The sequence below is a fragment of the Aliidiomarina sp. B3213 genome (genome assembly GCF_003290085.1).
Lineage (GTDB): Bacteria > Pseudomonadota > Gammaproteobacteria > Enterobacterales > Alteromonadaceae > Aliidiomarina.
Genome location: NZ_QMKJ01000002.1, coordinates 760,743 through 782,620 on the forward strand (window position 1 = coordinate 760,743; position 21,878 = coordinate 782,620).

Below are 21,878 nucleotides of genomic sequence, written 5' to 3' on the forward strand. Positions count from 1 at the left end.
AGAATTAACTACCGAAAGCAGCAATATCAGTTTGCGCACGTCCAAGAATAAGGGCATGCACGTCGTGGGTGCCCTCGTATGTGTTTACTGCTTCAAGATTCATTACGTGACGAATCACATGGTACTCGTCTGCAATACCGTTACCGCCGTGCATGTCGCGGGCAACGCGAGCAATGTCTAACGCTTTCCCGCAACTGTTACGTTTGATCAAACTAATAGTTTCCGGGGCTAACAAGCCTTCATCCGCGAGGCGTCCTGCTTGTAATGAGCCCAACAAACCAAGATGAATTTCGGTTTGCATGTCGGCAAGCTTCTTTTGAATAAGCTGATTGGCGGCTAAAGGACGACCAAATTGAGTACGATCTAAAGTGTACTGTCGTGCTGCGTACCAACAAAACTCAGCGGCACCCAATGCGCCCCAAGAAATACCATAACGTGCCTTGTTCAAGCAGCTGAACGGGCCTTTTAGCCCTCTAACTTCTGGGAATATGTTGTCTTCCGGAACAAATACATTGTCCATGACAATTTCACCGGTAATTGACGCGCGTAAGCTGAACTTACCTTCTATTTTTGGTGCACTGAGGCCATTCATTCCTTTTTCTAATACGAAACCACGAATTTCTCCATCGAGTTTCGCCCACACCACAAATACATCAGCAATCGGACTATTGGTAATCCACATTTTGCTACCGGTGAGTTTATAGCCACCGTCTACTTTTGTAGCACGTGTTTTCATGCTTGCGGGGTCTGAGCCTGCATCCGGTTCTGTTAAACCGAAACAGCCTACCCACTCACCACTAGCCAGCTTCGGTAAATACTTTTCTTTCTGAGCTTGTGTACCAAATGCATGGATTGGATACATCACAAGAGAGCTTTGAACACTCATGGCACTGCGATAGCCGCTGTCTACCCGCTCTACTTCACGGGCTATCAAGCCATAACAAACATTGTTTACACCCGCGCCACCAAACTCCTCTGGAATAGTTGCACCAAGTAAACCTAGCTCGCCCATTTCATTCATAATTTCTCGGTCGAAACGCTCCTCACGGTTTGCAGTCAACACTCTTGGCATTAAGTTTTCTTGGCAATAAGCATGGGCGCTATCTCTGATCATACGCTCTTCGTCAGATAGCATAGCGTCTATAGAAAACGGGTCTTGCCAATTAAAGCTGGGGCGTGAGCTGCTCATTACGTCTTAACCTCTTATTAGAATTATGTCGCTTTTAGCGAGTTATATAGCCAACTCACTATAACGACATTCTTTGGTTAATTCCTAGTCAAGCTATACAATTTTCGTACAAATAGTCGGCTGGTCGGATCTTAAACGAACATTAATGTCCGTCTCTTTTTTGCAGAATCCATCTGGCGGTGCCATCGCTAGTATCAAGCATGGTCACATAGTCATAGTCTGAAAAATTGAACCCTTCATACTGACTCAGGCTTTGATGAAATTCCATTGTATCGAAACCTTCCTCTGAGTCGTAAACTCCGAAATCCACAACACAGAAAGTTGCTCTACACTGTACGTCATTGATAAACAAATTCTCCAAGTCTTCTGACAGAACTAAAAAGTCGTTCACATGCGTTTCCATATCAAACGCCCAACTTGTGTCGACCTCTTCAGCTTCTAACCTCTCGTCAATGGTGTCGATATTAATGGGCGTGCTATAACGTTCTGGAAACGGCGAATCAGAAGAAGATTGTTTAGATTCCTGCAAATCTGCCGCTAAGCTAAGGTTGTTATCTTCAAGCTCCATAAGTTGGTCGTTAAGTTCATTCAATTGAGCCCGGAGCTGGGCATTTTGTAACTGCAAAGACTCTACTACGCTTTCCGCGTCGAGGAGATTAGACGAGGCTGTATTGAGTCTAGAGCTCTGGGGTTGCACCGTTTGTATAGTGTGAGAGGCAGGTTGAGTGACAACGCGGGGGCTGCTTTCTGTTGCAGGCTGCCACAGCCGTCCAATGAACACCGCAGCAATAATTAAGACGATATAGATAAGATGAGTTTTAAATTTCATAGGTTCCTTCCTTTTAAAGCTAGCTTAAAGAATAGACCTAGTTGCTCATATAGAGTTCAATCCGCGTTTTTAAATTGTAGGCACAAAAAAAGGGACCCGAAGGTCCCTTTTCAATTCGTTACGTTCTTCGCTTAGTCGCGTGAAGGAACGCTTTCAGTCACTGTAACTGTCGCTTCGATACGACGGTTGCGAGCGTTCGCATCTAGAGTGATGCGGTTCACTACTGGCTGGCTCATGCCGTGGCCGATTGTAGTGATACGGCTAGCATCGATACCAAACTGGTTAGTAAGGATGTCAGCAACTGCTTGAGCACGACGCTCTGACAAGCGTTGGTTGTACTCTTCAGGACCGATTAAGTCAGTGTGACCTTCGATTAGAATTTCTAGCTCTGGGTATACACCAACAAGAACTGCTAGCTCACGGATGTAGCCGTAGTACTCTTCTGGAACCATTGCAGAGTCGAAACCGAAGTTAACACGCAAGTGATGAACCTGTGATTGCTCTTCGTAAACGCTACAACCACGTGCGTCAACAGCGTGACCACGAGAAGTGTTTTGACACACGTCGCGGTAATCTGGAACGCCGTCACCGTCTTCGTCAGCAGTGCGGTCGATGTCAACCAATGCTGCGCGAATTTGTGGCGCTAGCTCTTCGTCTGAACGATAAGCCATAGTTGAGTCACGACGAGTTGTGTCTACACCACCAGCGTCTGTAGTTGGAGCAACTTCAGAGTCACGACGAGCTGCGATAGCTTGACGACGCGCTTCTTCTTCAGCAGAAGAACGGATTTGCGTAAGTGCAGAACCACCGTCACCAAAGCTCATGTTAAGACCAGCGATAATTGCAGAGTCAGTGAAGTCACCAAACTGCATCGCGTATTCTAGTGACCAAGACAAGTTGTCGTTGATTGCACGACGGTAGCCTGCAGTACCGCGTAAGCCACGACCGCTGTCTTCACCAGTTTTGGTAGTGTTCAAACCACCACCAAAATAGAAACCGTTAGTTAGGCGGTATAAAGCGTCAACACCGATTGAATAACCGTCTGCTGATGCGCTTGAGCCGTCTAGGTCCGCTTTTACATAATCAAAGTATGAACGCAGTGACCACGTGTCAGTTAGAGGAACGTTCAACTGGATACCAGGAGCAACGTTTTTGAACCCACTGTCCACATTGAAAAGTGTGTTGTTTACGTCGTCTTGACGGCTGTCATCGAAGTTGTACATGCCTAAACGCAAGCCAACTGACAATTCCTCGTTATCTACAGAGGCTAGTGCCTGGGGGCTCACTGCCATGACACCTGCCAGCAGCGCAGGCAGCGTAAAACGGGCAGATTTCATCATATTAATATTCCTTTTTGTTCAATTATTCCGCGGACCCCGCACCGGGGTAAGAACCAGTTTAGCTTGCTTCCCTGTGTTTTGCTAACACTAAAACAAACTTAATTCGCCATAAAATAACAATTTATGGTTCGTATGCCAATGCCTTAACACAGATTTAGCAATCTTTTTTCTACTTATCTATTCTAGACAGATCTTTGTGCGATCAACAGAGGATCTCAAAAATATTTTTACAACTAGAATTCTATACTCTCATGCCTTTGCTTTTATCGGTGGCATTTGCGGTAACTTTACTGCCACCAAATGCTCTACGTCTTGGTACAGACGCTTGCGCAGCCCCAACATGAACAGCGCTTCAGCAACAACAAATAGTGGACCAATCGCCAAACCCACGATGTCGTCTACGAAAGCTGGTTTTCGACCTTCGAAAAAGTGTCCAACAAACTGGAAAACCCAGCCGACCACAAATAGTCCTATGCCATAAGTTAGCCACATCACCGTTTCCATAGATGCAAACCAACTACCTAATATTAATGTTCCATACAGTAAGGCACCCATAACGATGCCAAGCGCAAGATCCAAAAATAAATAATAGATCACCGCAAGTGCTACAACGATCAGTGCCGGCGTAAGATCGATTCCAGCAAATTCAAAAGCCGGGCGAGACAATAACGCCACTATGGCAATAACAATTAAAGGAATACCCACAAAATGCGTGGCAATATTTTTACCATCGCGATGGTAGCAAGCATAGTTTGCTAGTTGTTCAACAACGTTTTTCATAGATATACCTTTTATATTTTCTTATTTTATAGCGTCAGCATAAATACGCTTTAACTATTGCGCAAGTACGCAACAAACAGTCAGTTTTAATCTTCAGAAGTAATTCTATATAAACCATAGCCTTCTTCATTTAAACCAATAAAAGTGGCCCCACTAACCCAGTTTATTTCTTCAAGAACAGTTTCATTGTGCCCTGAAGTAAATAATACAGAGCTATTTTCTGGCAAAATGAACGACCAACTCGCGTCCCGCGTTAAGGACAGCTGACCGTCTTTTTCAGCTACATCTCTCGCGTAATCCGCAATGATCTGACGAATTTCGTCGGCGCCTTGGTAAACCAGCATGCTTGCGTCCACATTAGGAAAGTTACCGCCACCACCAGCACGATAGTTATTCACCATAAGAATAAACTCTTGGTTATCTCTAACAGGATTACCATTGTAAGTTAAGTTCATCACCCGATACGCGTCGTCATCAATCACTTCGCCTTCTCGGTTATAACGGGGTGGCTGCCTCAAGTCATAGGTCCATTTAAGCCCCAAAATACTGTCAAAATTAAAGCTTGGAGTTCGGGCAAGTAAAGGTTGGTCTTGCACGCCTGCTTCAAAAGTTGCAAAAGCAATGGCCGACATTTCGAGCCACTCTTTTAACTGCGCACCGTTCACAACCATAGCTTGTAAGGTATTAGGGTAAACATATAGCCCGGCAAGATCGCCAAGCGTAACTTGGCCTTCTTCGATGTGTACGTAGTCTTCAGCGTTTTGGTGACCGGTCCTGAAAGGCGAGGCAGTAGAAAGTACAGGCAAGTCTTGTGGAAGCTCTCCTAACCTCTGCAACTTCTGTCCGTACCATTGCTGTGCTTCATTTATAAACTGAGTAGCCGTGTCGGGTGCCATGCGAGCCAAATAACTGGTTATCGGCGTGGTTAAAGGAGCGAGCGGTTCATTCAGCATATCCACAGTTTTTTGATGAACAGCTTGCACTCGTGCTGCAAATTCTAGGTCGACTTGGTCGGTTATCTCGCGCAATTCAACTTGGCTACGCTGTACAACCCAAGAGTCTCCAGACTGCTCGAGCACCATGTCAATTAAACCTAAATGGCTGCCCCAGTATCCTGGTTGCACCGAAGGCACGCCATGAATGGTTCCGGCAACATTGTCGACACCCGGAATGTTGTCATAGCTTGGAGAGCCCGGGAAAATTTGATGCTGATGGCCGAATAAAATAGCGTCTATACCGGGTACACGAGCAATTTCACGGGTCGCCTGCTCGGTAAATTCGGTGTAGCGTGCTGAATCATTAATGCCGGCATGGGGAATAGCTATCACTAAGTCTGCGCCTTCTGCACGCATTTTCGGCACAAAATGCTGAGCTGCAGCAACCATGTCACGCACGTAAACACGCCCCGCTAAGTTCATGGCGTCCCAAGTTAAAATTTGCGGAGGAACAAATCCGATAACACCAATGTTTAACGTATGGCTACGCCCCGCGGTATCTTTAAATTCGCGCTCTAAAATCACATAGGGTGGACGAATGGGGTTGTCCCAGCCTTGTGTGCGCCAGCCGTCGTTTTCATTTGGCTCACCTTCAATATAAAAAGCGTTCGCAGTTACATAAGGAAAGTTCGCGCCAGAAAGCGTTTGCTCTAAAAACTCTAAGCCGAAATTAAATTCATGGTTTCCAATGTTCGCCGCATCGTAATTTAGGTAATTTAAGGCATCGATAACGGGATGAACCTGTTCTTCTAAAGCTATGTTTCCAGATTTAGCGATCCAGTCACCTAATGGGCTACCTTGAATAAGGTCGCCATTGTCGAACAATAAATGGTTAGCTTGTTCTGCCCGCGCTTGCTTGATGAGATGCGCTGTGTGGGCAAACCCGTATTCTGCTGTATCCTCAGCCGCGAAATAGTTATACCCCAAAAGGTGCGCATGAATATCGGTGGTTTCCATAATGCGCAATTCAATTTGCGCTGGCTCTCTCGGCGTTAAACCACAAGAGCCGAGAAATAATATAGCGACTGCAAATAAAACCGCTGATTTAAAATTCATAACCTTCATGTGTGTACTTCTACCTTTAACTACTCTTGTACTAACCATTGACCCAAATGTTTACCTACACCTGCAGCCGTCCATGTTTCAAAACCCTGCTCAATTTGGCTATTGATTTGCCAGGGCGGATTTACAATTAACATGCCCGAACCATACATACCGAAGTTTTCCGGCCTTTCTTTATAATGCCATTCACTTTGCCAAATCGGGACGGAAACATTGCTCTTGAGCGCTTCAAGCATAACTAAATGTTTGTCTTTCGGTATTAAAGGATACCAAACCAATATGACCGCATGACGACACTTCTGCAAAATACGCTGCACGGTTTCTGCTACGTCTGTGTACTCTTCCCCTCTTTCATATGCTGGGTCGATAAGCACCATCAAGCGCGGCGTTTTCGGTGGTAATGCGGCAACAACGCCTTTTAGCCCGTCCCCATAAACCACTCGCCCTACTTGCTGACTCTGCTGCGCCGCAAGCGCTTCATGCTCTGCGGGGTGCAATTCAAAAACCGTGTGCCTATCGTCTTTTCTACACTGTTGTGCCACAAAAACAGGCGACCCTGGGTAATAGTTCAACTTGTCAGTCGAAGGGTTTACGCTTCCTACGGTAGCAAAGTAGCGCTTCCAAATGTCGTCTTGAAGTTGACCTTGTAGCCGCATAGCTTGCTCAATACCTTCCTTATATTCCTGCTTTTTTTGGCTCTGAGGATCATCAAGCTGATATAGCCCTTTCCCCCCATGCGTGTCGAAGTAATGCACAGGTGCTGGCTTTTTATTGAGGTAGGCTGAAACAGCAAGCACTACATAATGCTTGTGTACGTCTGCAGGATTGCCTGCATGATACCCATGTTGATAGCTAAGCATAAAAAATTAGGCGTTAAATAAAGATAATATAGGGTAGCGTTTTCTGGATATTTTGTCGTGCTTAAATCATGCTTGGGTTAAGCAAAAAATGGAGCAAGGAACAAAAATGGGCTTTTTCAACAAAGCATTGGTTATTCACCCGAAAGAACAGTACCCACTGCTGTCGCGCATTCATAGTTTCGCATTAACGCACGACATCGAGCTTATCGACATTGAAGAAGACGAATTTCTGGAGCGCCCGGGCCACTATGCAGACCAAGCGGGTCATATTGTAGCGCTTGTGACAGACCAAACTGCGTCTCGTTATATCGACCTTGCCAAAACCATGGGGTTTTCTCTTGGCTTTGTACCCATTCATTCTGGCGGTCCCCTTGCTTCTTGGTTCAAGCTTCCCAAAGACCCTGAGCAAGCCATTAGACTAGCTTTAGAGGACGACCCTGAAGCCATTGACGTGCTTCGATGCAACGACGAAGTGGTGATGGGCATGTTAATGCTTGGAGAAACTCCCTTTTTGAACCAACGCTCTTCTACTTATTTACGTCGCGAGCAAAGCTTATGGCGCTTCATATTGTATTGGCTCAGCCTGCTTTGGCATAGCATTCGAAATCTAGTGCGCATTAAAGCCACAGCAGTAACCTTAACCACCGAAAAAAAGGAATTTAAAACAGCAATAACCGGTTTAGTCGCTATTGAAAACGACGTCGACTGCGCAGCAGCTAGGCTATTGGATACCAGCATATCGGTGCAAGACAATCGAGTTTCAGTCGTGGTGATGTCACCCAAGTCGATTGTTCAATACATTGCCTTCTTACTTACAACATTACGTCGGCGCGCCAGCCAAAAGCGGCTACCGAGTGCTATCAGTTATATTAAAACTCGAGTACTCAGCATTCAGGCTCGTGAGCCGCTCAAATATTACTTAGACGGTAAAAAGCGAAAGTCTGACCATATTCATCTCGAACTGTTTCCTCGCGCAGTGCGCATAAATATGAGCGAGGCTTACCACCAAAGGCATGAAGCAAAGGACGACAACAAAGACACGATGAAGGTAGAAAACCTGCCACAAAGTGCCGAACGTATCGCCATGATCGCCAGACACTTACCTTTCTTCACTCATGCACTAGAAGAAGACTTTCGAGAACTGTTCTTACAAGTACGAGACAGCGCAAAAACACATCCGCATTACTTAGCTCTCATGGTTCTCAGTTCTGTGGTCGCAACACTTGGCCTATTTCTAAACAGTGCGGCAGTTATTATTGGTGCAATGGTACTAGCCCCCTTAATGGCGCCGATTATAGCCATTGCCATGGGCCTGCTGCGTAGCGACCGCAACATTATGATTCAAAGCGCTAAAACCATTGCCATTGGCGTGGCGGTCGGGCTACTTACCTCAAGCTTACTTGCCCTTGTTGTGCCGATGAAAGACGTAACCTTGGAAATTTCGAGTCGCGTGCAACCCACATTACTCGACTTAGGGGTAGCCATTGCCTGTGGCGTGGCGGGTGCATATGCGTATGCTCGTGCAAGCGTTATGCGAAGTTTACCCGGAGTTGCAATCGCTGTTGCGCTAGTACCGCCACTTTGCGTAGCAGGCATTGGTTTAGGCTGGGGCAACATCGCCATGATCTCTGGCGCCGGTTTGTTATTGCTTACTAACTTAGTCGGTATAGCTGGAGCAGCGGTTTTAACCTTCCTTGCATTAGGTTATGCACCCGTAATGCGAGCGCGCAGAGGTTTAGTTGTTACCGCTTCACTTATTGGTGCGATAGCCATTCCACTCGCTGTTGCATTCGCTTCCATTTATGAAAATTGGAATGTAGAGCGTGACACCCAACAACGTCTATTCTTTCTCGATAACCAAGAGGTTCAGCTCAAAAATATTAGTGTCACCATTTCTCAGGGTACCTTGTATTTAAGTGCCGACCACATTGGTACTGAACCGTTAACAACAGCGCAGATTAGAGCCCTAAAGTCACAATTAGAGCAGCGCTGGGATCGCGAAGTTATTGTAGAAATTGGCTTCCGTCATCGCCTATAAAGCGCAAACAGCCGCAAAAGATTGAGCAATAGCCCCTACCTTGCTATTTTAAGCGGCTGCCAGGCGTATATTTGAGGAGAGAAGTTAATGAAAAAAACAATACTAGCTGCGGCGATTGGTCTTGGTTTAGGCCTAACTGCTTGTAGCGACTACGACAGCCAGGTTGCTGAACCTGCACAAGCGGAACAAAATGTTCCACAACTCAGCATGGACAACCCTTTCGCGCAAGAAAGCACATTACAGTATCAAGCTCCTGAGTTTGATAAAATTGACGACAGCCACTACGGCCCGGCTTTTGAAGTTGGTATGGCGCAACACGCTGCTGAAGTGCAAGCAATTGCGAACAACGAAGAAGAACCTACTTTCGACAACACCATTCTTGCACTTGAGCAAAGTGGCGACTTGTTAAACCGTGTTTCTCGCGTTTTCTACGCTATGGCTTCATCGACCAGTAACGACACCATTCGCGCGTTACAGTCTGAGCTTGCACCGAAAATGTCTTCTCATAGCGACGACATTTACTTGAACAAAACGTTATTCAACCGTGTTAATGCTATTTATGAGCATCGCGAGCACATGGACCTTAACCCAGAACAAAAGCGTTTGGTTGAGGTTTATCACGAGCGTTTTGTTCGCGCAGGTGCAAACCTAACTGACGAGCAAATGGCACAAATCCGTGAACTTAACGGTGAAGAGTCAACGTTAACGACTCAGTTTTCACAAAACGTACTCGCCGACAGCCGTGAGCGCGCGCCAGTATTTGACTCAGCAGAAGAGCTTGCTGGTTTAGACCAAGCAACTATCGACAATGCGGCACAACGCGCAACCGAGCGTGGCCTTGAAGGCAAGTATGTTCTTAGCTTAAGCAACACTACTCGCCAAGCTGCGCTTGCCCAAATGACCAACCGCGAATCGCGTCGTAAGCTTTGGGAAGCTTCTTCAAACCGTGGTTTAGGTGAGAATGGCGGTATCGACAACACTGACATTATTCGCCGCTTAGCAGAGCTACGTGCTGAACGTGCTGAAATTCTAGGTTATGACACGTTTGCGCAATACCGCTTAGAGTCAGCAATGATTCAAACGCCAGAGCGCGCACGCCAAATGCTTGTAGACATGGTTCCAGCTGTACTTGAGCAAGTTGAGCGCGAAGCAAACCGCTTACGTCAACAAATCGAGTCTATGGGTATGGACCACGAACTGAAGCCGTGGGATTGGGAATTCTATGCAGAGCGTGTTCGCGAGCAAGACTACCAACTTAACCCAGCAGAAGTTGCGGAATACTTTGAATTCAACAACGTACTACAAAATGGTGTTTTCCACGCCATGGGTGAACTTTACGGTATTCGTTTCGAGCCACGTGAAGACCTTCCAACCTACCACGAAACCGTAGACGCTTATGAAGTGTTCGACAAAGACGGTTCAAGCTTAGGCATTTTCTACGCTGACTACTACGCACGTGAAGGTAAACGCGGCGGTGCTTGGATGAGCTCTTTCGTAGGTCAATCGCACCTAGAAGGTACGAGCCCTGTGGTATACAACGTAATGAACATTCCACAAGCACCTGAAGGCGAGCCTACGCTAATTTCTTGGGACTTCGTAAGCACAATGTTCCACGAAATGGGTCACGGTGTTCACGGCTTATTCTCAGACGTAACTTACCCGTCACTTTCGGGTACTGCTGTACCACGTGACTTCGTAGAATCACCTTCGACATTCCACGAAGACTTCGCTTTAGACCCTAAAGTGTTACCTAACTTTGCGACTCACTACGAAACTGGCGAGCCTATTCCACAAGAACTATTAGACAAGGTTCTTGATGCAATGAGCTTCAACCAAGGTTTCAATACACTTGAGTACATGGCGGCGGCATTACTCGACTTGGAATACCATTCGATTGCACCGGGCACTACCATTGAAGACGTAGAAGCTTTTGAAGCTGCAGCTCTAGCTGGTTATGGCATCGACCTAGAATACGTTCCACCTCGTTACCGTTCTGGTTACTTCTCGCACGTATTCTCTGGCGGCTATGCTTCTTCATACTACGCGTACATGTGGTCTGACGTACTTGCGTCTGACGCATTTGCTCATGTGAAAGCCAACGGCGGTATCGACGGTGAAATGCCTCAGCGTTACCGTGACGCTATCTTGTCACAAGGCGGAACGAAAGAAGCGCTTGAGCTTTATATCGACTTCCGTGGTCAAGAGCCAGACACGCGTCATTTGCTTATTCGTCGCGGCTTGATGGAACCAGACGCAGAATAAGCCTATAAAATTCAGTTATTTTTGAATTAAAAAAGGTCGAGCGGTTTACCGTTCGACCTTTTTTTTATGTCGGTTTATCCAAAACAGGTTTGACCACACGCTTTTTATTACTAATACTTGGAGCGACAAAAAATATAACCAAAAAGTAACAACAAGGACCTTTGTATATGAAGAATAACAGAAAGTGGCACATTAGCTTGCTTAGCGCAGCTTGTGCTCTCGCAATGACAGGCTGCTTCGACGGCTCGTCGAGTGGCCCTGCAATCGACGACGGAGATGGTGGTACACCTCCTCCAACTGGAAGTACTCCTCCAGCGCCATACACAGCTCCGTCAATTACTTCGTTTGCGCCGGGTGACGTAAGCGCAACAATTCGCCGTACAGATTTTGGCGTGCCCTTCATTACAGCAGACAGCTTAGAAGGTGTTGGCTTTGGTACTGCGTATGCGTTCGCCGAAGACAATATCTGTGTGCTTGCGGATCAAATTGTTCGATTTAATGGTCAACGCGCCATGTTCTTCGGACCAGATGCTGTATTAGGGTCTGGTGACAGCAAAAACGTGATCAACGACTTCATATATAAAGCCTTAGATTTACGCGGCCTTGCAGAAGCAAACATCGACGGCTTAAGCGACAACTCAAAAGCTTTACTTCAAGGTTACGCAGCAGGATATAACGCATACTTAGCTGAAACCGGCGTAAATAACATTGCGCTTCCGTGTCAGGGTAGACCTCATGTTCGACCTATCACAGAAGTAGACATGATGACCTACGCTTTAGGCGTCGCATTACTCCCAGGCGCAGCTAACTTCCTTGACCCAATGTTTATTGCAGTGCCGCCAGGCGAAGACTACAACCCAACGCCTGTGATGGCTGAAGCTACTTCATACGACATGAACCTAGACTTAGCGTCTATTACACCGCCGGATCCGAACCCTTCAGAACTGGGTTCAAATGGTTGGGCGCTAGGTAGCGACATGACCGAAAACGGTCAAGGTATGCTACTTGCTAACCCTCACTTCCCACACGTAGGTAATCAACGCTTCTGGCGCTTCGGTGTTGAAATTCCTGGCGAAATGAAGGTTGTAGGTGGCTCGCTTTCAGGTATGCCTGGTCCAGTAAACATTGGTTTTAACGCCAACGTAGCGTGGACACACACCTTCTCAACTGCAGAACGCTTTCTTGTTTACCAACTAGAACTCGACCCATCAGACGAAACAGGTAAAACCTACTTGGTTGACGGCGAACCTCGTCAAATGGAAGAGAAAAACGTACAGATTACTGTTGCGACAGGTCCGGGAACGAGCATTCAGCTTGAAAGAACATTCTATATGAGTGACTTCGGGCCATTGCTAAGTATCCCAGGTCAGTTCCAGTGGGGTATGAACTTCCAAGGCACCACGTCTGCGTTTGCATTATACGACGCTAACTTGCCTAACTTTGATGTACTTGATCACTGGCTAGCACTTAACCTGGCGGAAAGTACCGACGAGATTTATTCAATTATGAATGAATATACCGGCATTATCTTCAACAACATTATGGCGACAGATAAAGACGGTAATACGTTCTACATGGACGGATCGACGGTTCCAGACCTAAGCCCTGAAGCATTAGACTTCTTGCGTAACGACCCAGTTTCAACTGCGGTTCGTATTCAAGCTCCGTTTACACTAGTTCCGGGTAACAGTGAAGCCTTCATGCCGCGTGGCACGGTGCCAGCAACACGTGCACCAATGCTACAACGCACAGACTTCGTGCAAAACTCGAATAACAGTTATTGGTTAACTAACCCAGACGAGCCACTGGCAACTTCTCAGTTCGCTGATTCAGTAGGCAATGTACAAGGCGACGAAGCGCCAGACTACTTGCTATACGGTCGCTTTAACAACGAGCAAACTTTGCGCTCTCGTATGGGTCAGAAGAAATTGAGTGAGCTAAGCGACGTTACGCTAGACGTATTGGAAGAAACGTTACTGAGTAACCGTGCTTACCTAGGTGAAGCGGTATTAGATGACCTTATCGCTCACTGTACAGCACGCGGCACCACGCCAGTGACTACGTCAAACGGCAACGTGGATGTTTCAGCAGGCTGTACAGCTCTTGGCTTGTGGGACGGACGCATGAATAAAGAAAGTGTAGGCGCGGTATTGTTCCGTGAATTCGCACAGCGTTTCGCGACCGATCCACAGTGGGTAGTACCTTTCGATCGTAACAACCCAACCACTACGCCAAACACGCTAGACACCAATGAAACGGTACTCGTTCAACTTGCTCAGGCTATCGAAACAGTACAGGCGGCTGGCTTTGCATTAGACGCACCATTAGGCGACGTTCAGTTTGTTGAGCGCAGCAATCCAGACGGAACGGCAAGCGGTAACCGCCTACCATGGGGTGGCGCAAACAATATTGAAGGCGGCTTCAACGTATTCCGTTCGCAAGGTGCAGAAGACGGTACACTGCTACCGCGCCATCGTTACGACACCCTTCCAGGTTCGCAACTGGCGCCAGAGGGTTACCACATTACCAGTGGTTCAAGCTGGATGTTCGTAATGCGCTTCACCGAGAATGGCCCAGAAGGTCGTGGGTTGCTTACCTACTCTCAGTCTTCTGACGTATTCTCGCCACACTACTTGGATCAAACTCAGTTCTATTCACAAGAACCTCGTTTGTCACCCATCAGATGGACAGAAGAAGACATTGCCGCAAACACCATTAGCACTTTAGAAGTCAGCGCACCCGCTAACGACTAAAAAATAGTGTTAGTATAGAAACCGGCTTTTCTTGAATAGTCACAAGAAAGCCGGTTTTTTATCGCTGAAACAAGTACATAGCGCAGGAAACAACCATGAAATCACCACAGCTTATTGATGCCCATAACGCTCTTGTTGCAGTTATCGACATTCAAGAAAAGCTGCTTCCCGCCATTCACAACGCGGAACAGCTGGTAGAACGTACCGAATGGTTGTTAAATGTAGCCACCGACTTAGGTGTGCCCGTTTGGTTTACCGAACAATACCCACAAGGATTAGGCCATACGGTCCCCGCATTGAGTAAACATATCTCAAAGGCAAACACCGTAGAAAAAAGCCATTTTAGTGCTTGGCAGTCGTCAGAGTTTCAAAAGATGCTGCGCATTACCGAGCGCCAGCAAATTGTGTTGGTGGGCATGGAAACACATGTATGCGTGCTGCAAACCGCACTAGACTTAAAACACTTTGGCTTTGAAGTCTTCGTTGTGAACGACGCCGTTTCATCGCGCACTCCAGAAAGCAAACAAACCGCTTTAGCAAGACTTGAGCGCGAAGGGGTACACATAGTGAACGCCGAAATGGTTACCTTCGAGTGGTTACACGACAGCGCTAACCCCAAATTTAAGCATATTAGTAAAACTTATTTGCGTTAGTGTTTTAGATAGGAGAATTTAATCGGATATTTGAAGCCAAAAAAGCCACGAACCATTCAGAATGACGTAATAAAAAAGCCCGCTATACGCGGGCTTTTAAATTCACTTCATAGTTTATGACTTGTAACGCTGTCTAATAAACAGCCCCACTAGAAGCATTAAGAATAATGGATTGACTGAGCCTCCAGATGATTTAGGCTGTGCTGGCTGTTGACCTCCGTCTCCACTATCGCCGCCGTCATTGTCACCGTCTCCGCCGTCGTTATCACCGTCGCTCCCATCATCGCCGCCATCGTTACCGTCATCACCATCGCTTCCATCATCCTCAAATACAGGGGTGATTTGAATATTTATTTCTACAGGATTGCGAAGGAAGTCTAGATCTCGACTCTCATCCACTATGACAGCTCGAAAATTGTAATTTAAGTTGGTGGTTTGAAATCCATATTCCTCAACAAGCTCTTCTGGAGTAGGTAGGTTACTCAATACAAAAACAACCTCACCCTCGCTTTGCCCGTCAGCGAAGAAAACCGTTTGGATTGGCTCCACAACCTCATCAAGCTGAACAGGGTATGAGTTCGTTTGCGGTGACACTTCAAAAGTTGAAGCATGAACTACTACTTGTTTCGGGCCAACGTCCCCAAATAAACGACTCATCGGTAGCCTAATTTCTGTTGATAAAGGCTTATCTACAGTGGTACGAACAGAGCAACGGTAAGGGCGAGCAATTTCGCTAATCCGATCACAGCGATTTAAGTATTCACCCTCACGCTCTGTATAAGTGAAGTAAACCTCACCACTTTGACCGGAAAGCATGCGCACTTGCGCGGTTTCTTGAAGCACTTCAGCTTCAGTTACTGAACTCAATACAACATTAAACTCACGGGTTGTATCCGTTGTGAACACTTGAACAGGAATCGTTTTTTCTGTTTCGCCATCTAAAAAGCGAACTTGCATATTGATGGGTTGATAGTGCGTATAAGCTTCAGCTGTACCATCTACAGTTGAAACATTAAGTACAGCTTCACCCGACGAGCCACCAACTCGGCTAACAACAAGCTCACCCTCTCCACGCTCTGCTAGCGTAATTGACGAGGTAATTGAGAAGTCACCTTGAGCTGGTGCGTCATTTGCCCCCTCAAGAACAGCAAGTGCGTACTCAAACTCGATATCTAAACGCAGTGGGTACTGCATTTTAATATCAAAAGTTCGTGTCTGACCGTCGTCAGGAGTGCTTAGCAACTCAAATTGAGCAAGTGATGTTGCTGAGCCTGCTTGAAAGGTCACAACTTGCTTTAAGCCGTTATAGTGCGTACCTGCTTCCGCGCCACCATCAATAGCGGTAACTTCAACTTCTGCTGTTTGGCTTAAATCACCATCACGCTCTAAGGTCACAACCAAGTTGTCACGACCGTAAGGTGATTCGTAAACAGATTGCGTAAAGCGAACATTGCCAAGCGCTTCAGGGCGAACAGCATGCGCAGAAGCAATTTCCGCACGAGCGTTTGCAACCCGTGTTTGATTCTCACGCTCGTATGACCCACACGCTTCATCATCCATAAAAATTTCAGGGCTAGATACAATTTCGCGTTTAAGGTAATCAGGATGACCTACTGACCACATAATAGTAGTCGCAGTGCCTGGCACTCGCCCTTGACCACAGCGAGAGGCAAAACCATCTGACTCAAAACCATTTGGAACTTCTTCATAGGTTGACCATTCGTGCATCAAGCCTAAATTGTGTCCAATTTCATGTGCAACCGTCTGGCCTGTGCTTAAAACAGCCTCTGCAACTAAGTTCCGTTCTGCATTGAATGGCGCAGTAGATTGGTCAACAACAGCTGCAGTAATGCCATGAGTTGATGCAAGACCCATAGGGCCCTCGATAACATCTTCGTCTTGACCCTCTTGAATCCACAGGTGTAAGTCTGCTCCATATTCTGCAGACGTCAGGTGAAACATAGGGTAATCGTCAGGAAGATAATCTTCTGTACCTGATCCAAAGGGAGAAACATGCATCCAACCTCTGCCAGCACTATTATTCAAAGTAGAGTTAGCGAAAGTTGTAGCGTCTGGGTAATCTTCAAACGCATACGCCATTTCCCGGGCAAATAGTACATTCACACGAACATTAACGTCAGAATTGCGGAACACACGATTGGTTGTTTCAATCCACTGAGCAACGCGCTTGTCGATTTCTTGCTCACCAATTGCATCAGCCCAACCAGGACGATACCAAACAGCTAAATCTAAAACATATAAGCCGTTTTCATCGATAGTGGCTTGCTCTGCATCAAAAGAGGAAAACATACGAGGCTCAAGCCCCAACTCATCAGCATGAACAGTTAAACAGCTCACATCATGATTATGCTCTTTAGCATGGTTGTATGCTTCAACAAATGGGTCAGTTGTAAGTGACGCTGCTAAAGCCAAAGCTGTGAATGACATATTATGCTTCCTTGTAGAGAATTGCACAGTCCATAGCAGAACTATCATTAATAAAATTATCCACGGAATAGTGCATTATTTATATAAATTGTTCAAATGAACATAGGCGTAGCTTTCACAACAAAGCAATATCTAAATTCCAATTCTGCCAATTACCCAACCGACCCTCTCCTCGATAGGCTTAACATAATTTCAACAACATGCTAGTGTAAATTCTCACTTAGTTTGAATTAAGAAATACAACAATAAAGAAGGAATAACGCTATGGAACAAGCGCATCAAATTTGGGGAAAAATTAAAGCAGGTGGAATACACAATACAAAATATGTAGTGTTTGCCCTCATCGCGCTAGTGTTGTCTTACCAGACCATTCTTGAGATATCTGTTAACTACTTTAGTATCGCTAAGGTTCCATTAAACGATGGATTATTGGGAACAGCATTGGTACTGAGTCTATTAGGTTTTACTGTGCTGGCGGGTATAGGCTTCAATCAAAAACTTATAACGCTATTAGCGTATGTATCTGCGGCTTTGTTATTAATTAATACACTTGCAGTATTCGGTTATCTAAAAGATATCGCTGACTTTGTAGGAGTAGATGAAGCACGGGAAATTTTCCTTCACTCTCTCAACGTTATCGTTTTTCTGGCCGGAATTGTATTTTCTGTACTTCTATTTTTAGGCGGAAAACGCGCAAAAGAAACCAATGCGGCTTGGGAAGAAGAGTCGGTGTGATTTAAGAAAAGCACCTTATCCTCGTGACAAGGTGCTTACCTTCGCTAGTTCATGCGCTCAAAAGCAACGAGCCCTAGATAGACGATTTACTGCTTACGTTCACGCAACAGACTTTTAAGTTCGCCTAACTGCTTTTCAACACTGTCGACTTGATCGCGAATGTGCTTAATGTCGCCTGCTTCGCCTTGGTCGTGCTCGGCATCGAATGCTGCGCTTTCCTTTTGCATCACTTCTAAAACGATACCTATCATCATGTTCAAGAAAATAAATGCACTAATGAAGATAAAGCTCACGTAATACAACCACGACATGGGGTAAACAGCCATGGTTTCGTACATAATTGCTGTCCAACTCTCAAATGTAGCTACGCGGAACAGCGTGAGCATAGCAATAGAGATGTTTTCCCAATAGAACGGGTTTATGTCTTGGAAGATAAAGCTGCCAATTGCGCCGTAGATATAGAAAATAATAAACATGAACAGCGCAACATAAGTCATGCGCGGCAAAGCTTTGAGAAAGGCGTTCATGAGTAGGCGCAGTTCCGGCACCATACTTACTAAACGAAGTACCCTAAATACACGCAGCAAGCGCGCTAGCAATACCGTTTGGCTTTGGTCGACCGGCATAAGGCTGGCGACCACAATTACGAAGTCGAAAATATTCCAGCCCGACTTGAAGAAGTCGATAAATCGACGCTCAGCCATAATACGAATGGTAATCTCGAACAAGAAGAACAGCGTGACTGCCCAATCGAGAATATTCAGAGCACTGTCGAAACGACTTACTTCATCGTAAGTTTTAGCGCCGACCATAAGGGCCGACAGAACAATGATAGAAATAACGACTGTTTCAAATATTTTATTGGCACGCAGCTCTAACAACCGCGCTTGCCAACCGGCAGCGGCTCGCTCTGTTCTTTCATTCATGAATGATTTCTCTTACAACGAATTAGGAGTCAGCCTCTTTGTCTTGCTCTTCTTCAGGCTGTTGTTCTGTATGTTTGGCCTTATGCTGAACTTTCAAGTGCAAGGCTGCTTTGGCAACAATGTGAGCACTAGCGGGTGCGGTAATGAACAAAAACAAAGTGATGAGCAACTCTTGAAACTGAAATTGGTGCTCCATTTGCGTGAAATACAGCATAGACCCTAAGATCATACCGCCAACACCAAGAGTTGTAGCCTTCGTTGGACCATGTAAACGGCGGAAAAAGTCTGGCAATTTTGCCAGGCCAATAGAGCCGACTAACGCGAAAAAAGCGCCGAACAGAAGAAAAACCGAAACTGTAACTTCAACCCATAGTGGCATAAGCTTTCCTTTGTCCTGAATTATTCAATGATGTCGCCACGAAGAATATACTTCGACACCGCCACTGTACCGACAAAGCCCATCATGGCAATAAGCATGGCGGATTCAAAAAATATAAGCGACGACTGCATAATGCCGAGCAATACAATTAAAGCAATTGTGTTGATGTACATAGTGTCTAGGGCGAGGATGCGGTCTGGCAATGTAGGCCCTTTCGCCAACCGATAAAGGTTCAACAACAAGGCGATACTAAGCGCAACGATACATATAGTTATCACTGTGGGTAACATTCGAAAATCTCCTTCAGTGGCTGCTCGTAGCGTTGTTTAATCAAATTAATTTCCGCTTCTATATCGTTCACGTTTAACGCATGCACAATTAGCCGTTTACGATCTGGACTTAAGTCTGCGGAAACGGTGCCAGGTGTAAGTGAAATGGTTCCCGCTAACACTGAAATAGTGAAATCGTTTTCTATTTCTAACGGAATATCGAAAAACGCTGCATTAAGCTTGTCGCTTGGCCCTAAAATTTGCTTCGCTACCACAAAGTTCGCCACCATAATGTCGCCTGTTACTTTGATGATATACCAAATAAGGTGTAGCGGTTTATGCACCTTTACAGCATTGGGCCAGAAGTCTTGCACTAAGTAAGGAATAAGAAGCGCCAGAAAGGTACCTAGTAAAAAGTGCCCCGGAGAAAAGCTGTTCAGCACCATCCAGGTGATCAGCATGAGTAAGCTTAATACCGGATGCGGAATAATACGTTTTTTATGGCTCATGACGGTACCACCTCAAACCCAAATACCGCGTTGTAATAGAGCTGCGTATCCATAAGCTGCTCACCCAAACCTTTCATATATTGCAAGATAGGTTCGGCCAAAACGACTAGTGAAAGCATTAAACCAATTAGCATAACTAAGCTTAACCACGCACTTTTCGGAATAGCTGGTGCGCTATTTTTCGGCTCATTTACGCGCCAGAAAAAAGTACTACCCGTACGAACTGTCGCGATTAGCGTAGCTAAACTTGCCAGCAAAATGGCAGACCAATACCAAACTTGGGCTGCGCCACCGTCTACCGAACTTAATAGCAACACTTTACCAAAGAAACCGCTCAGGGGAGGCATACCAATAAGCGCGATGAGCGCAATAACAAATACAATACCTACGCTACGGTAACGCTTCATTTGTGGGCCGCGGACAATACTGTCTTGCATACTACCGCGCTGAGTAGCAATTACGTCGGCGAGTAAAAACAGTAATGCAGTTATCCACGTTGAGTGCAGCATGTAATAGAACAACGCCTGCATAGAGGCTTCGTTGTGAATAGCTATTGCACCCAACATCGTGCCCACCGACACAATAATGGTATAGGCAATTTGAATTCTGAATTTTCGTGCGCCCAGTACACCTATCGCACCGGCAGCCATAGTCGCAATCGCAATTGGCCATAGCCACTGTAGCACCGTTTCACCCACGGCCGATGGCAAAAAGATCATTCCGTGAACACGAACAATAGAATAAATGCCGACCTTGGTCATAATGGCAAACAGCACAGCTACCGGAGCACTTACACTCGAGTAGGCTTTTGGAAGCCAGAAATACAGCGGTAGCATTGCAGACTTAAGGCCGAATACCATGAGCAGTATAAGCGCAGCAGCAGACAAAATTGCCGTATTCTCAGGCGGTAAGCTTGTCATACGCTCGGCTAAATGAGCCATATTCAGCGTACCGACCAAGCCATACACAATACCCACACCCAAGATGAATAAACTGGAGCCGACGAGGTTAAGTAAAACATAATGCAGTCCAGCTTTCGCACGGTCTTTGCCGCCACCGTGCAGCAATAGAGCATAGGACGCTATAAGCATCACTTCGAAAAATACGAATAGGTTAAATAAATCTCCAGTGAGGAAGGCGCCGTTGACCCCCATGACCAAGAACTGAATCAACGCTTGTAAGTTGTCGGCACGCTCGTCATTTCCACGGAAGCAATAAATAACGGCTGCAACCACTAACATGGCATTGAGCAAGACCATTAGGCTGCTTAGCCTATCGGCGACTAGAATAATGCCGAACGGAATTTCCCAGTTACTCAGCGAGTAAACTTCTATTACTCCGCCTGCAGACTGCTGTACTAAGCTGAAGCTAAAGTACAACAGAGCCAATGCTGAAATCAGGCTAATGCCACGCGTTATTTTCAAACTGCTACGCGCTAAAAACACCAATAAAATGGCGGTTAATGCAGGAAGCAATATAGGTGTTATCACTAAATGACTCACCGATTAGCCTCCTTTACGTCGTCTACCGAGTCTTTACCATCTACATGGTCGTTGCCTAAGTCTGCGCGAGCTCGAAGCGCCAGTACTACGACAAACGCAGTCATCGCAAAACCAATAACAATTGCGGTGAGTACTAACGCCTGAGGCAATGGATCGGTATAGGTATCCGAAGCATTCACAACTGGCGGCGAATTATATTGAATGCGCCCCATTGTGAATAGAAACAAGTTTACGGCGTATGTCAGCAAAGTGAGGCCCATTACTACCGGGAACGTACGCGACCGTAGAATTAAATACAGCCCTGTTCCGGTAAGCACAGCAATAACAATGGCGATCAAAATTTCCATAC

General features: G+C 46.0%; 18 protein-coding genes. 5 read left to right on the forward strand and 13 right to left on the reverse strand.

Translation table 11 applies throughout. The annotated features are described in order from the left end of the window. Positions 1-4: 4 nt before the first annotated feature. The 6 genes from DQX04_RS08775 to rlmJ form a co-directional block, all read right to left on the reverse strand. The gene (locus DQX04_RS08775; RefSeq protein ID WP_111915509.1) at positions 5-1,189 is read right to left on the reverse strand and encodes an acyl-CoA dehydrogenase; all 1,185 of its coding nucleotides are present in this window, start codon (positions 1,187-1,189) and stop codon (positions 5-7) included. Positions 1,190-1,331: 142 nt separating this feature from the next. Further along, a complete protein-coding gene (locus DQX04_RS08780; RefSeq protein WP_111915510.1) occupies positions 1,332-2,018 on the reverse strand; it encodes a hypothetical protein in 687 nt (228 codons plus the stop codon). Between the two features lie 131 nt (positions 2,019-2,149). Next, on the reverse strand, positions 2,150-3,358 hold the full coding sequence (locus DQX04_RS08785; RefSeq protein WP_111915511.1) for an OmpA family protein: 1,209 nt from the start codon (positions 3,356-3,358) through the stop codon (positions 2,150-2,152). A 249-nt stretch (positions 3,359-3,607) separates the two neighbouring features. Next, a complete protein-coding gene (locus DQX04_RS08790) occupies positions 3,608-4,138 on the reverse strand; it encodes a DUF962 domain-containing protein (protein WP_111915512.1) in 531 nt (176 codons plus the stop codon). An 86-nt stretch (positions 4,139-4,224) separates the two neighbouring features. Continuing rightward, positions 4,225-6,198: a bifunctional 2',3'-cyclic-nucleotide 2'-phosphodiesterase/3'-nucleotidase gene (locus DQX04_RS08795; protein WP_165831972.1), complete on the reverse strand. Its 1,974-nt coding sequence runs from the start codon at positions 6,196-6,198 to the stop codon at positions 4,225-4,227. A gap of 20 nt (positions 6,199-6,218) precedes the next feature. Further along, the gene (gene rlmJ / locus DQX04_RS08800; RefSeq protein WP_111915514.1) at positions 6,219-7,055 is read right to left on the reverse strand and encodes a 23S rRNA (adenine(2030)-N(6))-methyltransferase RlmJ; all 837 of its coding nucleotides are present in this window, start codon (positions 7,053-7,055) and stop codon (positions 6,219-6,221) included. A gap of 106 nt (positions 7,056-7,161) precedes the next feature. Here rlmJ and DQX04_RS08805 point away from each other — a divergent pair, with 106 nt between their 5' ends. The 4 genes from DQX04_RS08805 (at position 7,162) to DQX04_RS08820 (ending at position 14,761) form a co-directional block, all read left to right on the forward strand. Continuing rightward, the gene (locus tag DQX04_RS08805) at positions 7,162-9,093 is read left to right on the forward strand and encodes a DUF389 domain-containing protein (protein ID WP_165831973.1); all 1,932 of its coding nucleotides are present in this window, start codon (positions 7,162-7,164) and stop codon (positions 9,091-9,093) included. An 87-nt stretch (positions 9,094-9,180) separates the two neighbouring features. After that, on the forward strand, positions 9,181-11,355 hold the full coding sequence (locus tag DQX04_RS08810) for a M3 family metallopeptidase (RefSeq protein ID WP_111915516.1): 2,175 nt from the start codon (positions 9,181-9,183) through the stop codon (positions 11,353-11,355). A gap of 167 nt (positions 11,356-11,522) precedes the next feature. After that, positions 11,523-14,108: a penicillin acylase family protein gene (locus DQX04_RS08815; protein ID WP_111915517.1), complete on the forward strand. Its 2,586-nt coding sequence runs from the start codon at positions 11,523-11,525 to the stop codon at positions 14,106-14,108. Between the two features lie 95 nt (positions 14,109-14,203). Then, on the forward strand, positions 14,204-14,761 hold the full coding sequence (locus DQX04_RS08820; RefSeq protein WP_111915518.1) for a hydrolase: 558 nt from the start codon (positions 14,204-14,206) through the stop codon (positions 14,759-14,761). Positions 14,762-14,875: 114 nt separating this feature from the next. On the opposite strand, the gene DQX04_RS08825 is transcribed toward DQX04_RS08820, so the two are convergent. Continuing rightward, on the reverse strand, positions 14,876-17,209 hold the full coding sequence (locus DQX04_RS08825; RefSeq protein ID WP_165831974.1) for a Calx-beta domain-containing protein: 2,334 nt from the start codon (positions 17,207-17,209) through the stop codon (positions 14,876-14,878). Between the two features lie 264 nt (positions 17,210-17,473). Between DQX04_RS08825 and DQX04_RS08830 the strand changes: the two genes are divergently transcribed. Then, positions 17,474-17,944, forward strand: coding sequence for a hypothetical protein (locus tag DQX04_RS08830; protein WP_111915520.1), 471 nt, complete (start codon positions 17,474-17,476; stop codon positions 17,942-17,944). Positions 17,945-18,030: 86 nt separating this feature from the next. On the opposite strand, the gene DQX04_RS08835 is transcribed toward DQX04_RS08830, so the two are convergent. Genes DQX04_RS08835 through DQX04_RS08860 form a run of 6 tightly spaced genes read right to left on the reverse strand, consistent with a single transcriptional unit; the run spans position 18,031 to position 21,876 of the window. Further along, positions 18,031-18,870, reverse strand: a complete 840-nt coding sequence (locus DQX04_RS08835; RefSeq protein ID WP_111915521.1) for an ion transporter — start codon at positions 18,868-18,870, stop codon at positions 18,031-18,033. Positions 18,871-18,892: 22 nt separating this feature from the next. Then, positions 18,893-19,249 carry a Na+/H+ antiporter subunit G gene (locus DQX04_RS08840; RefSeq protein WP_111915522.1) on the reverse strand — a complete coding sequence of 119 codons (357 nt, stop codon included), beginning with the start codon at positions 19,247-19,249 and terminating at the stop codon, positions 18,893-18,895. A 20-nt stretch (positions 19,250-19,269) separates the two neighbouring features. Continuing rightward, complete coding sequence (locus DQX04_RS08845) at positions 19,270-19,539, reverse strand: K+/H+ antiporter subunit F (protein ID WP_111915523.1); 270 nt, start codon at positions 19,537-19,539, stop codon at positions 19,270-19,272. Beyond that, positions 19,524-20,027, reverse strand: a complete 504-nt coding sequence (locus DQX04_RS08850; protein WP_111915524.1) for a Na+/H+ antiporter subunit E — start codon at positions 20,025-20,027, stop codon at positions 19,524-19,526. The genes DQX04_RS08845 and DQX04_RS08850 overlap by 16 nt, the downstream gene beginning before the upstream one ends. After that, positions 20,024-21,529: a monovalent cation/H+ antiporter subunit D gene (locus DQX04_RS08855; protein ID WP_111915525.1), complete on the reverse strand. Its 1,506-nt coding sequence runs from the start codon at positions 21,527-21,529 to the stop codon at positions 20,024-20,026. The genes DQX04_RS08850 and DQX04_RS08855 overlap by 4 nt, the downstream gene beginning before the upstream one ends. Then, entirely contained in the window at positions 21,526-21,876 is a 351-nt protein-coding gene (locus DQX04_RS08860) for a Na+/H+ antiporter subunit C (protein ID WP_111915526.1), read from the reverse strand. Before DQX04_RS08860 ends, DQX04_RS08855 begins: the two co-directional genes overlap by 4 nt. Positions 21,877-21,878: the final 2 nt, after the last annotated feature.